This is a genomic window from Pseudoxanthomonas mexicana, from assembly GCF_001556105.1.
Classification (GTDB): domain Bacteria; phylum Pseudomonadota; class Gammaproteobacteria; order Xanthomonadales; family Xanthomonadaceae; genus Pseudoxanthomonas_A; species Pseudoxanthomonas_A mexicana_A.
The window spans coordinates 48,893-63,970 of sequence record NZ_LSIF01000068.1; the positions used below are offsets into that span (position 1 = coordinate 48,893).

Below are 15,078 nucleotides of genomic sequence, written 5' to 3' on the forward strand. Positions count from 1 at the left end.
GCGGCGGGCCAAGGCCCGCCCTACGTGGTCTCGGGCAGCTGGATCGACACGCACAGCCCGCCGCCCTCGCGGTTGTGCAACGACAGCCGGCCGCCGTGGGCCTCGATGATTTCGCGGGTCAGCGCCAGGCCCAGGCCGGTGCCGTTGCGCTTGGTGGAATAGAACGGCACCAGCGCGTTCTGCAACACCGCATCGTTCATGCCGGTGCCACGGTCCATCACCTCGATGCGCAGCCAGCCGGGCAGGCGGTTCAGTCGCACCGACACGCCATCGGGCGTTGTGCCGGACTCGTGTGCGTTCTTCAACAGATTGAGCAGCGCCTGCTCCAGCTGCGGGATGTCGATGCGGCCATCGATCTCGGTTTCCGCCATCACCAGCTCGAAGCCGATCTGCCGTTGCAGGCCTTCGAAGAAGGCGCGCCAGTGCACCGTCTGCAGTTGCGGCGACGGCAGCTTGGCGAAGCGGGCGTAACCGCGGATGAAACCTTCCAGGTGGCGCGCGCGGTCCTCGATGGTGCCGAAGACCTCTTCCAGTCGCTCATGGCGTCCACGACGCACCAGCTCCGCGCCCGAATGCGCGAGCGAGGCCACCGGTGCCAGCGAGTTGTTGAGTTCGTGGCTGATGACGCGGATGACCTTCTTCCACGTCATCACTTCCTGCCGGCGGAGTTCGCTGGTCAGCAGTCGCAGCAGCAGCAACTCATGCGGACGCCCGTTGAGGCGGAAGCTGCGACGCGCAAGGTGGTACACCTGCTCTTCGCCATCTTCCTCTTCGCTGCCGATGGCGAACAGGCTGTCGCCACCGCGTGCGAGCGCTTCGCGCATCTCGACCGGGGCGGATTCGATCAGCGCCTCGTAGTCCTGGCCTTCCAGTTTCCAGCCGCTGTGCAGCAGCTTGCGCGCGGCCACGTTGGCGAAGATCACCCGGCGGACGCCATCGCCGCCGGGCGCGACCAGCAGCATGGCGACGGGGGTGTTCTGCACCATGGTGTCGAGCAGCAACTCGCGTTCGACCAGGCTCAGGCGCTGTTCCCGCAGCACGTCGCCCAATGAGGCATGAGCCTGCACCAGTTCCGCGAGTTCGTCGTTGCCGCGCCAATGGATGCCGAAGTTGTATTCGCCGTCGCGATAGCTGTTGACGCTGCCGGCCAACGCGCGGAACAGCGAGTACGTGCTGCGCAGACCGCGGCGGATCGCCCACATCGCCAGCGGCAGGACCACGATGGCGGAAACCAGCACGGCGACGACATCGCTGCCGATCCAGTGCGACAGCAGCACTGGCAGCACCACGGCCAGCGCCAGCAGCGGCAGCAGCCAGGACAGCACGCGGCCGGCAAGCGAACGACGGATCATGGTGCCTTGATGCCGAACCGTTCCATGCGCCGGTACAGCGCCTGACGGCTCATGCCGAGGTCGGCGGCAGCCTGCGCGATGACGCCACCGGCGCGCGCGATGGCGGTTTCGATGTCGGCACGTTCCGGCTCCGCGATGACCGCGCTGCGCACCGGTGCGGGACGCGGCAGGTTGAGGTCGGCGGCTTCGATGCGTTCGCCCATCGCCAGCAGGCCGGCCCGCTGGATGACGTTGCGCAGTTCGCGCACGTTGCCTGGCCAGGCGTGGCGCAGCAGCGCGGCGCGCGCGCTTTCGGCCAGCGGCTTGTCGGCCGGGCGGAAACGCTCGGCCAGCGGCAGGATGTCGCCGGGACGCTCGGCCAGCGGCGGCAGCGCGAGTTCGATCGCGTTGAGGCGGTAGTAGAGGTCTTCGCGGAAGCTGCCATCGCGGATCATCGCGGGCAGGTCGGCGTTGGTCGCGCTGATCACGCGCACCGTCACGTGCCGCTCGCGGTTGGAGCCGAGGCGCTCGAAGCGTCCCGTCTCCAGCACGCGCAGCAGCTTCATCTGTCCGGTCAGCGGCAGGTTGCCGATCTCGTCCAGGAACAGCGTGCCGCCATCGGCGGCCTCGAACTTGCCTTCGCGTGCCTTGTTGGCGCCGGTGTACGCGCCGGCGTCGGCACCGAACAGTTCCGCTTCGATCAGCTCCGACGGCAGCGCGCCGCAGTTGAGCGTGACGAACGCGCCGGATCGGACGCTGGAGTTGGCCTGGATGATCTCGGCGATCTTTTCCTTGCCCGCGCCATTCGGGCCGGTGATCAGCACCGGCAGGTCCGAACGCGCGACCTGGCAGGCGAGCGCGACCACGCGTTCGCTCGCGGGATCCTCGAACACCAGGTTGCGCAGGTCGTACTTGCTGGAGAGCTGGTCGCGGCCACGACGCTCGCGGCTGCGGCGACGTTCCAGTTCGCTGCGCGCCTCGGCGAGTTCGAGCAATGTGTTGACCGTGGCGAGCAGCTTGCGGTCGTCCCACGGTTTTGCGACGTAGTCGGCGGCACCCGCCTTCACCAGGTTCACCGCGACCTCGAGATGCGTCCACGCGGTCAGCAGGATCACCGGCATGTCCGGCCACTGCGCGCGGATGTCGGCGAAGAGCTGCTCGCCCTCCGCACCCGACGTGGTGTCCTGGGTGAAGTTCATGTCCTGGATGACCAGGTCGACGTGCTGCTCGCGCAGCAGCGCGAGGCCGGCGTCGGGCGACTCGGCATGCAGCGTGTCGATGTCGTGCAGCGAGAACAGCACGTTCAGGGCCGTGCTGACGGCCAGGTTGTCGTCGATGACGAGGATGGTGGACATGCGCTATAGCCTAACCGAAGGGCTGCGGCTGACGAGATGCGGAGGGATGCGTCGCGTCAGTCGGACAGGCCACGCGGCGGCGGACTGCACGGCCACGATGGTCCACAAGGCGATGGCCGCGAGCGATGCCGCCGACGGTGCGGACGGACTCCACGTTGGCAGCAGCCGTGGCAGCGGCCAGGCTGCACCTGCGCCGAGGGCCGACGCGATGGCGGCGAGGAGCAGGTATTCGCAGCGCAGCCGGCGGGCCAGCTGCAGGGTGGTCGCGCCGAAGGCACGACGCAGGCTGAACTCCTGGGTGTGTTCCTGGATCCAGCGGTGGCCGCCCAGCATCAGCATGCCCAGGGTCAGCAGCCACCATGCGACGGATACCGCCAGCGATGCGCGGGCGCGCTGCTGGACATCCTTTGAGGCGCGCTCGCGCAAGCTGGAAATGGCCTGCGGTGCCGGGACGACGGCGTCGGCATACGCGCCTTTCAGGGCGGCGTGCATGCGTGCCGATACGATGTCGGCGTTGCCCGTGTAGCGGACGAGGAAGTGGGCCTCATCGGCGCGCGTCATGCGGACCGGCAGCACGAGGACGGTGCCGTCGCGGCGGTGCGCGCTGGCGGGCAGGGGCATCCGGTCGATCACGCCGATGACGTGCAGCCGTTTGCCCGGCAACATCTGCAAGGTCCTACCCAGCGGATCGGTGGCACCGTACAGGCGCCCGGCAAGCGCGGCCGAGAGGATGACGGGCGCCGGGTCCGCATGCAGGCGCTGCTGGTCACCCGTGTAGTCCTGGTAGTCCGTTGTCGCGAATGCACGACCGCGTGAGAGCGTGATGCCGAACGTGGCGAGAAAACTCTCGTCGGCCAGATACGTCGAGACCAGAGGGCGCGATGCGGGAGCCTCGTCCGCCCACACGTGGACGCTCCACGCGCTGTTGCCGTAGGGCGCCTGGTTGGTTGTGGTCGCCGCCTGCACGCCGGGGACGGCGCGCAGCACCCGCAGGACGTCGGCGGTATCGACGTGGGTGCCGGGCTTCGTCTGCAGCCACGGCACGAGTAGCAGGTTCTTCTCGTTGATGCCGCTGGGGCTGCTGCGCCTCGCCTGCGATGCCTCCATGGCCTGCCACGCGTGCAGGCACAGCACCACGCCGATCGCCAGTTGCAGCGCGAGCAGCCAGGTGCCCGCGCGCGGCCGGCCCAGCAGCAGGAACGGGGAAGACGGCATCGGCCTCTCCGATGGACCGCGCACGCCAGAGGGCGTGCACGGTGGCGGACGGGCGGAGAACGGTCAGGCGGTGCGCGTCGCCACGGCCGGCGGCACCGACGCGGCCTTGCGCGCCGGTCCGTATACGGCGACCTGGCCGAGCAGCCACAGCAGCACGGCGCCGACCGGCAGGTACAGCAGCGGCAGGCGCGGCAGTTCGTACTTGCCCATCAGCAACTGGTTGATGCCGTACGCCAGGATCATGCCGATGACGATGCCGATGGTCGCCAGCAGGAAGTTCTCGGTCTGGAAGTAGCGCAGGATCTGACCCTTCGTCGCACCCAACGCCCGGCGGATGCCGATCTGCTTGGTGCGCTGCTGCACCCAGAAGCTGGCCAGGCCGACGATGCCCAACGCGGTGACGACCAGCAGCGAGACGATGACGGTCAGCAGCAGCCAGGCCATCGCACGGTCGCCGCGGTAGTAGTCGCTCATGATCTGGGAGAACGTGCCTTCGCGCAGGATCAGCCGGCGCGCGCTGTTCTTCTCCAGCGTGGCGATCGCCGCCTTCTGCACTTCATCACGACGGTCCGGTGAGGTGCGCAGCACGAACGTACCCATGGTGATGTCCTTCGCCGGCAGGATCATCGTGTAGCCGGCTTCCGCGGGGCCGCCGTTGTCGTTGGTGCGGATCAGGCGCTCGACCACGCCGACCACGCGGTGCGGCACGTTGTCGGCGTTCCAGGAGATGATGTTCTTGCCGATCGCGCTCTCACCCGGGAACAGCTTGTTTGCCAGTTCCCGGCTGATGATCACGGACGGCATCATGACCTTCGCGTTCTGCTTGTTCATCTCCGTCCAGTTGGAGTACTCGTCCGGCGTGAAGTCGCGACCTTCGGCCAACCGCAGGCCCAGCGTGTCGATCACCGCATCGCCCAGGTAGACGTTCGCCTGCGCGGTGGGGCGCTCCTGGTCCGGCACCAGCTGGATCGAGGTATTCCACGACGAGTTGTCGAACGGCACGTGGTTGATGCTGCCGGCGGCCTGGACGCCCGGCAGCGCGCGCAGGCTGGCGACGTCTTGCTTCACCAACGCGTCGGCATCGGGGTTCTCGCCGAGGTTGCCCATGCTGATGCGCACGATCTCCTCGTTGGCCATGCCGGTCGGGCGGTCGATGCGCTCGAGCCGCTGCGTGATCAGGAAGACCGCGTTGCAGATGATGGCGCACGACAGCGCCACTTCCAGCACGATCAGTGCGGCGGCCGTCTTGTGGCGGGCCAGGGTGGAAAGAATGGGGCGGATGTCCATGACGTGCCTCTTGGATGGATGGGTCACTGGCTCTTGAGCTGGATGGCGGGCGTCACCTGCATCGCACGCCAGGCGGGCAGCATCCCGGCGAGCAGGCTGGCGACGATCGCCAGCGCGAAGGTGGCCAGCAGCATCTTCAGGTCCATGTGGGCCAGGTCGGCGTATCCCGCCGGTTGCTGGCGCACCGCCAGCAGGCCCAGCCAGGCCAACAGCAGGCCCAGCACGCCGCCGACCAGGCCGACCGTGCCGGCTTCGACCAGGCACTGCGCGAAGATCGCCTTTCGCGTGGCGCCCAGTGCGCGCCGCACGCCGATCTGCGAGGAGCGTCCGAGGAACTTCGCCAGCAGCAGGCCCACCGTGTTGAGCAGGCAGACGGCGAGGAAGCCGAACGCCAGCCACACCTGCAGGCGCACGTCGCCGGGCACCGCGCCCTGCTTGTCGAGCCACTGCATCACGTTGTGCAGGTCGACGTTGTTGGGTCGCTCGAAGCGGCCCGCCGCGCGCTGCTGATCGGAATAGTTCGCAAGGTACTGCTTGTACGCCTCGACTTTCGCCGGCGTGCCCAGCTCGACCCAGTACTGCAGCCAGGAGCACGGCGCATTCGGTCCGCGCGACCCTTCTTCTTCACCACTGGAGTCGCCCCAGCAGTTCATGTTGCCCTGGGTACCCATCTTCACGTTGAGGGCGGTCCAGAACGGCACGAACAGTTGCTCCACTTCGGTGAAACGGTCCTGCGTCATGTCGTAGAACTTCGGCGCGGGGCGCCACTCCTCCAGTACGCCGATGATGCGGAACGTGGCGCCGGAGGCCTTGAGGTCGCGACCCACGCTGTTGGCGCCGCCGAACAGCTTGTCGTTGAGTGCCTTCGAAATGACGGCGACACGCGCACGCGATTCGTCATCCGCCGCCGACCAGCCGTTGCCGTAGCGGAACGGCACGTCGAACATCGGGAAGAAGTCCGCGGTGGTGTAGCGCGCATCGACACGGAACGGCTCGATCTTGCCGTCCTCGGATTCGACCGACGACGCGCCGCCGCTCATCAGCGCCTGGCGGTCGCCCTTCTTGTCGCGCAGCAACCGCTCGGCGTCGTAGCGGGTGAACTGGTCTTCCGGCTCTTCGCCGGGCGTGAAGCCGTTCGCCGAGCGCGGGTCGATGCGCGGATAGAAAAGCTTGTCGCTCTTCTGCGGGATCGGATCGCCGGACAGCACGTAGAACACGGTCAGCGTGGTCATGCTGGCGCCGATGCCGAGCGCGATGGCCAATACCATCAGGAAGGTCAGCGCCTTGTTGCGCTTGAAGCTGCGCAGCGCGAGGGAGAAGTAGTAGCCGAACATGGCGGGCTCCTTACGCGGAGGCGTTGGCTTCGGCGGCATGCGCCGCGCGGATCAGCGCGGGCTCCACCGACAGGTCGGTGGCCATGCCGTCCACGATATGCACGTTGCGCTGCGCGCGCGCCGCCAGTTCGGGGTCGTGCGTGACCATGATGATGGTCGTGCCCTGGCGATTGATTTCCTCCATCAGCTCCATCACGCCGCGAGCCATCTGCGAGTCCAGGTTGCCGGTCGGTTCGTCCGCCAGCAGCAGGCGCGGACTGCCGGCGAGTGCGCGCGCAATCGCGGTGCGCTGCTGCTGGCCACCCGACAGTTCGGCAGGGAAGTGCTTCATGCGCGAACCCAGGCCGACGCGCGCCAGCGCATCCTCGATGCGCTGCTTGCGTTCGGCCGCCGGCATGCCGCGGTAGCGCAGCGGGACGTCGACGTTGTCGAACAGGTTCAGGTCGGGAATCAGGTTGAAGCCCTGGAAGATGAAGCCGATCTTCTGGTTGCGCAGGCGCGAGCGCGCGTCGTCGCCGAGATGGCTGACGTCCTGGCCATCGAGCAGGAACTGGCCGCCGGTGAAGGTCTCCAGCAGGCCGGCGATGTTGAGGAACGTGGTCTTGCCCGAACCCGACGGACCGGTGACGGCGACGAACTCGCCCTCGCGGACATGCAGGTCGAGCGAACGCAGCGCATGCGTTTCCACCTGTTCGGTGCGGTAGACCTTGGCGACTTGGCGCATCTCAAGCATGGCGGGTTCCTTCTTCGGGTGCTGGCGTGGAATGGAAAGGCGGGGAGGGAACGGGGAGGATCAGTTGACCGAGACGCGCTCGGCGTCGCCGAACAGGTCGCTACCGGAGACGACGATCCTGTCGCCGGGCTTCAGGCCGCCCAGCACTTCGACATTGCTCAGGCTGCTGACGCCCAGCTGCACCGGGCGGCGCACGGCGGAGCTGCCGTCCATGACGTAGGCGTAGCGGCCACCGCTCTGCTCGAGGAACGGGCCGCGTTCGACCATCAGCACGTTGCGGCGCGTGTCCATCAGGATGCGCGCGGACAGGCGCTGGTTCTGGCGCAGGCCGGGCGGCTGCTTGTCGGAGAAACGCAGGCGGGTGACGACTTCGCCGCTCACCACTTCCGGCGACACCGCGGAGATCTCGCCGGCGTACGGCTGGCCGGCGCTGGTCAGCGTGGCCGGCATGCCGATGGCGAGGTCGCGCGCGAAGCTTTCCGGCACCTTGATCTCGACTTCGAACACCGACAGGTCGACCACGCTCAGCACCGGCGCGTTGATCGCCACGTTCGAACGCTGCACCGCCTGCACCTGGCCGACCTGGCCATCGAACGGTGCGCGCAGCGTCAACGCGTCGACCTGGCGCTGCACTTCGGCGACCACCGCGCGCTGGCGGTCGGCCAGCAACTGCTTGTTGCGCGCGTCCAGGCCGGCGCCCTGGCCCTGCAGGCCGGCATCCTTCTGCGCGTGGGACAGCGCGATCTCGCTCTTGCGCAGGTTGTCCTGCGCTTCCAGCACGTCGACCTGCGGCACGGCGCCGCCGTCGTAGCCACGCTGGTAGCGTTGCAGCGTGCGCTCGGCCGCCTGGCGTTCGATACCGGCCTGGTCCAGCGCCTTCTGCGCGTTGGCACGGGTGACGCTGGCATCCAGCATCGCGCGGCTCGCCTCGGCCTCCAGGCCGGCGAGCGTGGTCTGTTCCTGCGCCAGCTTGCTGCGCAGCTCGGGGCTGTCGATCTCGGCCAGCGGCTGGCCCTGCGTGACCTTGTCGCCGGCCACGACCTTCAGCGTGACCACGCCGCCAGCGATGGCGTAGAGGGTGGGGCTGTTGGCGGCGATGACGCGGCCGTCCGCGGCGATGTCGCGGACCAGGTCGCCGCGGGTGACTTCGGCGATGCGCAGGCGCGCGCCATCGACCGAGGCCGTGCCAGCCAGCCAGCCGCGGGCGGCGAACACGATGCCGGCCAGCAGCAGGGCGCCGCCGGCGGCGGGCCAGATCCAGCGGCGCCAGGCCGGACGGGTCTGCGAGGCGCTGAGCACTCGGTCTTGCGCGGAGGTGTCCCGAATCATCGGCGGCATGCGTTCTTTGGAATGACCTGCTTGTCTCAGCAGGATGCGTGCCAACCGCAAGCATTTGATTCACAAGGGGGTTGTCCGGCGTGGACGACTGTCCGGGTGTCCGCGGACACCGAGCGGACAGAGCCTGTCCAGTACCGGACACGTAGAATGTCCGCTCGTTTCACTCAGATGGAAGACAGACGCTTATGTGCGGAATTGTGGGCGCGATCGCCGATCGCGACGTGGTGCCGGTACTGATCGAGGGACTGAAGCGGCTGGAATACCGGGGCTACGATTCCGCGGGCATCGCGGTGGTCGACCAGCAGGACGTGCGCCGTGTGCGCCGCACCGGCCGCGTGGCCGAGATGGAAGGCGCCGCCGCCGCGGAAGGCTTCAACGCCAGCCTGGGCATCGGGCATACGCGCTGGGCGACCCACGGCGGCGTGACCGAAGCCAACGCCCATCCGCACATCAGCCACGGCGTGGCGCTGGTGCACAACGGCATCATCGAGAACCACGAGGAACAGCGCGAGAAGCTGCGCGCGCTGGGCTACGTGTTCGAGTCGCAGACCGACACCGAGGTCATTGCCCACCTCATGCACCATCACCTGAAGGGCGGCGACGACCTGCTGACGGCGCTGCAGCACACGGTGAAGGAACTCACCGGCGCCTACGCGCTGGCCGTGGTCAGCCGCAAGGAGCCGGATCGCATGGTGTGCGCACGCATGGGCTGCCCGCTGCTGATCGGCCTGGGCGAGGGCGAGAACTTCATCGCCTCCGACGTCTCGGCGATCCTGCAGGCCACGCGCCGCGTGATCTTCCTGGAGGAGGGCGACACCGCCGAAGTGACCCGCCAGGGTGTGACCGTGTTCGACGGCCGGGATCAGGCCGTGCAGCGTGAGGTGCACGTCTCCGACGTGTCGCTGGCGTCGCTGGAACTGGGTCCGTACCGCCACTTCATGCAGAAGGAAATCCACGAGCAGCCGCGCGCGATCGCCGACACCATCGAGGCGGTGGTCGATGGCGGCTTCTCGCCGGCGCTGTTCGGTGCCAATGCGGAAGCGGCGTTGAAGGACATCGAGGGCGTGCAGATCCTCGCCTGCGGCACCAGCTACTACGCCGGCATGACCGCGCGTTACTGGCTGGAAGCCATCGCCGGCGTGCCGTGCAATGTCGAGATCGCCAGCGAATACCGCTACCGCGCGGCGTACGCGAATCCCAAGCACCTGATCGTCACCATTTCGCAGTCCGGCGAAACGCTGGATACGATGGAAGCGCTGAAGTACGCGAAGTCGTTGGGCCACCAGCACACGCTGTCGATCTGCAACGTGCCCGAGAGCGCGATCCCGCGCGCCAGCGAGCTGGTCTGCTACACCCGCGCCGGCGCCGAGATCGGCGTGGCGTCGACCAAGGCCTTTACCACTCAGCTGGCCGCGCTGTTCCAGCTGACGGTGGTGCTCGGCAAGCTGCGCGGCAAGGTCACGCCGGAGCAGGAAGCCGACTACCTGGAACAGCTGCGCCACCTGCCGGGCAGCGTGCAGCATGCGCTGAATCTGGAACCGCAGATCGCCGCATGGGCGGAGCGCTTCGCGCCGAAGTCGGATGCGCTGTTCCTCGGCCGCGGCCTGCATTACCCGATCGCGCTGGAAGGCGCGCTCAAGCTGAAGGAAATTTCCTACATCCACGCCGAGGCCTATCCGGCCGGCGAGCTGAAGCACGGTCCGCTGGCGCTGGTCGATGCCGACATGCCGGTGGTGGTGATCGCACCGAACGACGTGCTGCTGGAGAAGGTGAAGTCCAACATGCAGGAAGTGCGCGCGCGTGGTGGCGAGCTGTTCGTGTTCACCGACCAGGACAGCCACTTCAGCGAATCCGAAGGCGTGCACGTCATCCGTACGCCGCGCCACGTCGGCGTGCTCAGCCCCATCGTGCACACCATTCCCGTGCAGCTGCTGGCGTACCACACCGCGCTGGCGCGTGGCACCGACGTGGACAAGCCGCGCAACCTGGCGAAGTCGGTGACAGTGGAGTGACCGCTGTCGCCGGGCTGTAACAGGCGGCGTGCAGAATTCTTCCTGCAACGAGGTCTCTCTCTCCTCCCGCGTTGCTCCGGAGCCTGGCGGAAGCCGGGCTTCGTGCTGTCCGGGCCACGCGACGTCCGTGGCATCCTCCCCCGCATGAGGATCTGTCCATGCCGCTCCATCGCCTGTTCCTGCTGCTGATGACCCTGATGCCCACGCTGCCTGCCGCCGCATTCGATACGCCGGAGACGCCGCTCGTCATCGGCCATCGTGGTGCCAGCGCGCTCCTGCCGGAGCACACGCTGGCCGCATATGCGCGCGCGATCGCCGACGGGGCGGACTACATCGAGCCGGACCTGGTCGCCACGCGCGATGGCGTGCTGGTCGCGCGCCACGAGAACGAGATCGGCGGTACCACCGACATCGCGCAGCGGCCCGAGTTCGCGTCGCGTAAACGCAAGCAGGTCATCGATGGCGAGACGTTCGAGGGCTGGTTCACCGAGGACTTCACCCTCGCCGAACTGAAGACCTTGCGCGCGCGTGAGCGCCTGCCGGAGTTGCGAGGTACGGCGCACGATGGCCGGTACGGCATCGCGACGTTGGAGGAGATCATTGCACTGGCGGAAGAGCACGCTGCACGTACGGGTCGCAGCATCGGGCTGATTCCGGAGATCAAGCATCCCAGCCATTTCCAGCGCATCGGTTTGCCGATGGAACAGCGGCTGCTGGATACGCTTGCCGCGCATGCGTACGCGCGCGAGGCGCCCGTGGTGATCCAGTCGTTCGAGCAGGCCAACCTGCGGGCATTGCGCAAGCACCTCGGCGCAGCGCATCCGAACATCCGCCTGTTGCAGTTGCTTGGCCCGCCTGACGAGCAACCCGGCGATGCGCTGGCGGCGGGAAAGCCTACCCGCTACGCCGACCTGATGACGCCGGCAGGACTGCAGGAAATCGCCGCTTACGCCGAGATCATCGGCCCGTGGACGCGCTTGCTGATGCCGGTTGCGGAGGATGGCGCGCTGGGGACGCCCACCGCGCTGATGGCGGATGCGCGCGCGTCGGGATTGCAGGTCTGGCCTTACACCTTCCGGCCGGAGAACCATTTCCTGCCGGCGGCGATGCGCGAAAGCGACGATCCACGCACGCGCAGCGAGGCGGGAGCCCTCGAAGAGATCCGCGCCTATCTCGCGCTGGGGATCGGGGGTTTCTTCACCGACGACCCGGCGCTGGGTCGTCGTGCGGTGGACGACCGCTGAGACGCATCACACCTTGCCGAACACCAGGCTTGAGTTGGTGCCGCCGAAGCCGAAGCTGTTCGACATCACCGTCGTGAGCGCGGCGTCACGACTGGTTTGCACGATCGGGAATGCCGCTGCACCTTCGTCCAGCGTCTCGATGTTGGCGGAGCCGGCGATGAAGCCGTCGCGCATCATCAGCAGGCAGTAGATCGCCTCGTGCACGCTGGCAGCGCCCAGCGAATGGCCGGACAGCGCCTTGGTGGACGAGATCGGCGGCAGGGTGTCGCCGAGCGCGTTGCGGATTGCCTCGAGCTCGATCACGTCACCCAGCGGTGTCGAGGTGCCATGCGTGTTGAGATAGTCCAGCGGTGCGGTGACGCCTTCCAGTGCCATCCGCATGCAGCGCACGGCACCTTCGCCGGACGGTGCGACCATGTCGGCGCCGTCGGAGGTCACGCCGTAGCCCAGCAGCTCGGCATGGATGCGCGCGCCGCGCTTCACCGCGTGATCGTAATCCTCCAGCACCAGCATGCCGCCGCCACCGGCGATGACGAAGCCATCGCGATCGGCGTCGTACGGACGCGAAGCGTGCGTCGGATCGTCGTTGCGCTTGCTCGACAGGGCGCCCATCGCATCGAACATCATCGTCAGCGCCCAGTGCAGTTCTTCACCGCCGCCGGCGAACACGATGTCCTGGCGGCCGGCACGGATCAGGTCCGCTGCCGCGCCGATGCAGTGCGCGGAGGTGGCGCAGGCCGCGGAGATCGAATAGCTGACGCCCTTGATCTTGAACGCCGTGGCCAGCGTGGCCGACACGGTGGAACACATCGTGCGCGGCACCATGTACGGACCGACCTTGCGGATACCGCGGGCACGCAGCAGGTCGGCGGCTTCGATCTGCCATTCCGCGGAACCGCCGCCGGAACCGGCGATCAAGCCGGTGCGCGGCTGGCTGACCAGCGCGTCGTCGAGTCCGGCATCGGCGATGGCATCGCGCAGCGCGATGTGTGCGAACGCGGCGGCATCGCCCATGAAGCGCTTCTGCTTGCGGTCGATCTGCGCATCGAGATCGATCTCGGGTGCGCCGCCGACGTGGCTGCGGAAGCCGAGTTCGGCGTACTGCGGAATGTGGCGGATGCCCGAGCGGCCTTCGCGCAGGGCGGCCGACACGGTGTCCGCATCGTTGCCCAGGCACGAGGTGATGCCGAGGCCGGTGATGACGACACGACGCATCAGAAGTTCTCCGTCGACGTGAACAGGCCCACGCGCAGGTCGCGCGCGGTGTAGATCTCGCGGCCGTCGACCAGCATGCGGCCGTCGGCCACCGCCAGCACCAGCTTGCGGTTGATCACGCGGCTGATGTCGATCTCGTAGCTGACGCGCTTCGCCGTCGGCAGCACCTGGCCGGTGAACTTCACTTCACCCGAACCGAGTGCACGGCCGCGACCGGGCGCGCCGATCCAGGTCAGGAAGAAGCCTGTCAGCTGCCACATCGCATCCAGGCCCAGGCAGCCCGGCATTACCGGATCGCCGAGGAAGTGGCACTGGAAGAACCACAGGTCCGGATGGATATCGAGCTCCGCACGGATCATGCCCTTGCCATGCACGCCACCATCCTCGCGGATCTCGGTGATGCGGTCGAACATCAGCATCGGGTCGTTGGGCAGGCGGCCGCTGTCGGGGCCGAACAGTTCACCGCGCGCGCTGGCCAGCAGCTGTTCGCGCGAGAAGGAAGCGGGGGCGTTCATTGCGTCGTCCGTTCTGCGAAGGCGCAAATAATGCACACATGTGCATACGCTTGTCTTGATGCAGATCAACGGCCGTTTTTCCATACGCCGGCGTACCATCCGCGTGACGCAATTGCGGCAAGGGTTTCGCGCATTTTGTCCGCGACTCCACACGCAGCCGTATCGTTCCCATCCGCATCCATGCGATTGCGTACGGCGGCCGATATCATCGCGTGATGCGCAAGATCATCCACATCGACATGTAAAGTCTACCTAGGGGTGTTGCAGGCCTATATGGAGTCTGTTAGACAGCGTTGGTAGCACTCGGGATGAGGCTTTGTATGAAGCTCATTTGGTCTACGGAAGACTTCAAACCTGCCGGGTTTCCGATCGAGGGATTTCCCATCCTTCTGGAAGCCTCCGGAGCAATTAATCCAGTAGTGCATGCATTCTTAGTAGGGGAGCTGCTCCAATCAGCTCGAAGGCCGTCCAGGGCGACATGGGCCAACTACGCTTTCGCTCTTACGCGCTTCTTCACCTTCCTTGAAGAATCCTCACGCTCATGGAATGAAAGACTGATCCCTGGCGCTCCAAGCGTAGTAGCGGACTTCCGGAGCTATCTGCTTTCCGCCCCACTCAAGAGAAGCTCCGTAAACGCAAATTTGGATGTGATCGCGCGCTTCTTTCAGCACAGTTATGAAAGGGGAGAAATCGTCCATCTGCCCTTTGCAATGAGGGAATCCCGAAGTAGAGATGTAGGCACTCATTCAAAACGGTCGACGCGAGCGCCGGCGCCACGTCCTGACGTAAAACTTCGCGCTTCGAAACATATTCCCAAGATTCTTTCCGCCTCGGAAGTCATCGCATTCCTCCGCGGCTTCAAGAATGAAACTCTCAGGCTCATGGCGAGACTGCAAGTTGAGACTGGAATTCGTGTTGAAGAGCTCACCACTTTTCCTTGCAGCTATGTAGTTGACCCGGACTCAATTGCGGGCAGGCCTTCCTTCATAGTGGTTCGGTTGTCGCCCGCCGATATGGCAACAAAGGGCGCGGTAGAAAGAACGATCCATGTGCCGAGGAGCTTGATGAGTTCTCTCTGGCTATACGTTCTCACTCAGCGACCAAGCCGCGCTTTAGGTTCGAGTGCGGCGCTCTTCGTCACTCAGCGCGGACAGCCTTACAAGACAAGATCAGTGTGGAAGCTGTACAGGGAAAATGACGGGCTGGTGGGTAGAGATGTGAATCCGCACCTGCTCAGGCACACATACGCAACCCACACGCTCGTGGCTTTGACCAAGCACATCAACGCTGGCAATGCGCTGCTCTATGTTCGAGATCGTCTAGGGCACGCCTCAATCAGAACTACTGAGATCTATCTTCACTATGTCGATGACATGACGATCTCGGTGGCTGCCCGGTACCAGTCGGAAATCTCGCAGCTAATAAGCGACCTGAAATGAGGATTCTTGGGTAATCCCCCCGCAGATTAGCAGACCTCAGAAGTGGAATTTTCTCGTACG

12 protein-coding genes are annotated in these 15,078 nt (G+C 66.3%); 3 read left to right on the plus strand and 9 right to left on the minus strand.

Features of this window, described 5'->3' with window-relative positions:
- Positions 1-20: 20 nt before the first annotated feature.
- The 7 genes from AX730_RS12705 to AX730_RS12735 form a co-directional block, all read right to left on the minus strand.
- Positions 21-1,352, minus strand: a complete 1,332-nt coding sequence (locus tag AX730_RS12705; protein ID WP_062357072.1) for a sensor histidine kinase — start codon at positions 1,350-1,352, stop codon at positions 21-23.
- Entirely contained in the window at positions 1,349-2,686 is a 1,338-nt protein-coding gene (locus AX730_RS12710) for a sigma-54-dependent transcriptional regulator (RefSeq protein WP_062357074.1), read from the minus strand. Before AX730_RS12710 ends, AX730_RS12705 begins: the two co-directional genes overlap by 4 nt.
- A 3-nt stretch (positions 2,687-2,689) precedes the next feature.
- Positions 2,690-3,901: an ABC transporter permease gene (locus tag AX730_RS12715; protein ID WP_062357077.1), complete on the minus strand. Its 1,212-nt coding sequence runs from the start codon at positions 3,899-3,901 to the stop codon at positions 2,690-2,692.
- Positions 3,902-3,964: 63 nt separating this feature from the next.
- Positions 3,965-5,188: an ABC transporter permease gene (locus AX730_RS12720; protein WP_062357080.1), complete on the minus strand. Its 1,224-nt coding sequence runs from the start codon at positions 5,186-5,188 to the stop codon at positions 3,965-3,967.
- A gap of 23 nt (positions 5,189-5,211) precedes the next feature.
- Complete coding sequence (locus tag AX730_RS12725; protein WP_062357083.1) at positions 5,212-6,522, minus strand: ABC transporter permease; 1,311 nt, start codon at positions 6,520-6,522, stop codon at positions 5,212-5,214.
- Positions 6,523-6,532: 10 nt separating this feature from the next.
- A complete protein-coding gene (locus AX730_RS12730; RefSeq protein ID WP_062357085.1) occupies positions 6,533-7,255 on the minus strand; it encodes an ABC transporter ATP-binding protein in 723 nt (240 codons plus the stop codon).
- 60 nt (positions 7,256-7,315) lie between these two features.
- Positions 7,316-8,584 carry an efflux RND transporter periplasmic adaptor subunit gene (locus AX730_RS12735; RefSeq protein WP_062357121.1) on the minus strand — a complete coding sequence of 423 codons (1,269 nt, stop codon included), beginning with the start codon at positions 8,582-8,584 and terminating at the stop codon, positions 7,316-7,318.
- 194 nt (positions 8,585-8,778) lie between these two features.
- Between AX730_RS12735 and glmS the strand changes: the two genes are divergently transcribed.
- Both glmS and AX730_RS12745 read left to right on the plus strand, forming a co-directional pair.
- Positions 8,779-10,605 (plus strand): glutamine--fructose-6-phosphate transaminase (isomerizing), encoded by a 1,827-nt coding sequence (gene glmS, locus AX730_RS12740; protein WP_062357088.1) that lies wholly within the window; start codon positions 8,779-8,781, stop codon positions 10,603-10,605.
- A gap of 158 nt (positions 10,606-10,763) precedes the next feature.
- Entirely contained in the window at positions 10,764-11,849 is a 1,086-nt protein-coding gene (locus tag AX730_RS12745) for a glycerophosphodiester phosphodiesterase (protein ID WP_157074233.1), read from the plus strand.
- A 6-nt stretch (positions 11,850-11,855) separates the two neighbouring features.
- Here the strand turns inward: AX730_RS12745 and fabB are convergent, their stop codons facing one another.
- Positions 11,856-13,064 carry a beta-ketoacyl-ACP synthase I gene (gene fabB / locus AX730_RS12750; RefSeq protein WP_062357090.1) on the minus strand — a complete coding sequence of 403 codons (1,209 nt, stop codon included), beginning with the start codon at positions 13,062-13,064 and terminating at the stop codon, positions 11,856-11,858.
- Complete coding sequence (gene fabA / locus AX730_RS12755) at positions 13,064-13,579, minus strand: 3-hydroxyacyl-[acyl-carrier-protein] dehydratase FabA (protein ID WP_062357092.1); 516 nt, start codon at positions 13,577-13,579, stop codon at positions 13,064-13,066. The genes fabB and fabA overlap by 1 nt, the downstream gene beginning before the upstream one ends.
- Before the next feature lie 320 nt (positions 13,580-13,899).
- Between fabA and AX730_RS18505 the strand changes: the two genes are divergently transcribed.
- Positions 13,900-15,018 (plus strand): tyrosine-type recombinase/integrase, encoded by a 1,119-nt coding sequence (locus tag AX730_RS18505; RefSeq protein WP_198147184.1) that lies wholly within the window; start codon positions 13,900-13,902, stop codon positions 15,016-15,018.
- Positions 15,019-15,078: the final 60 nt, after the last annotated feature.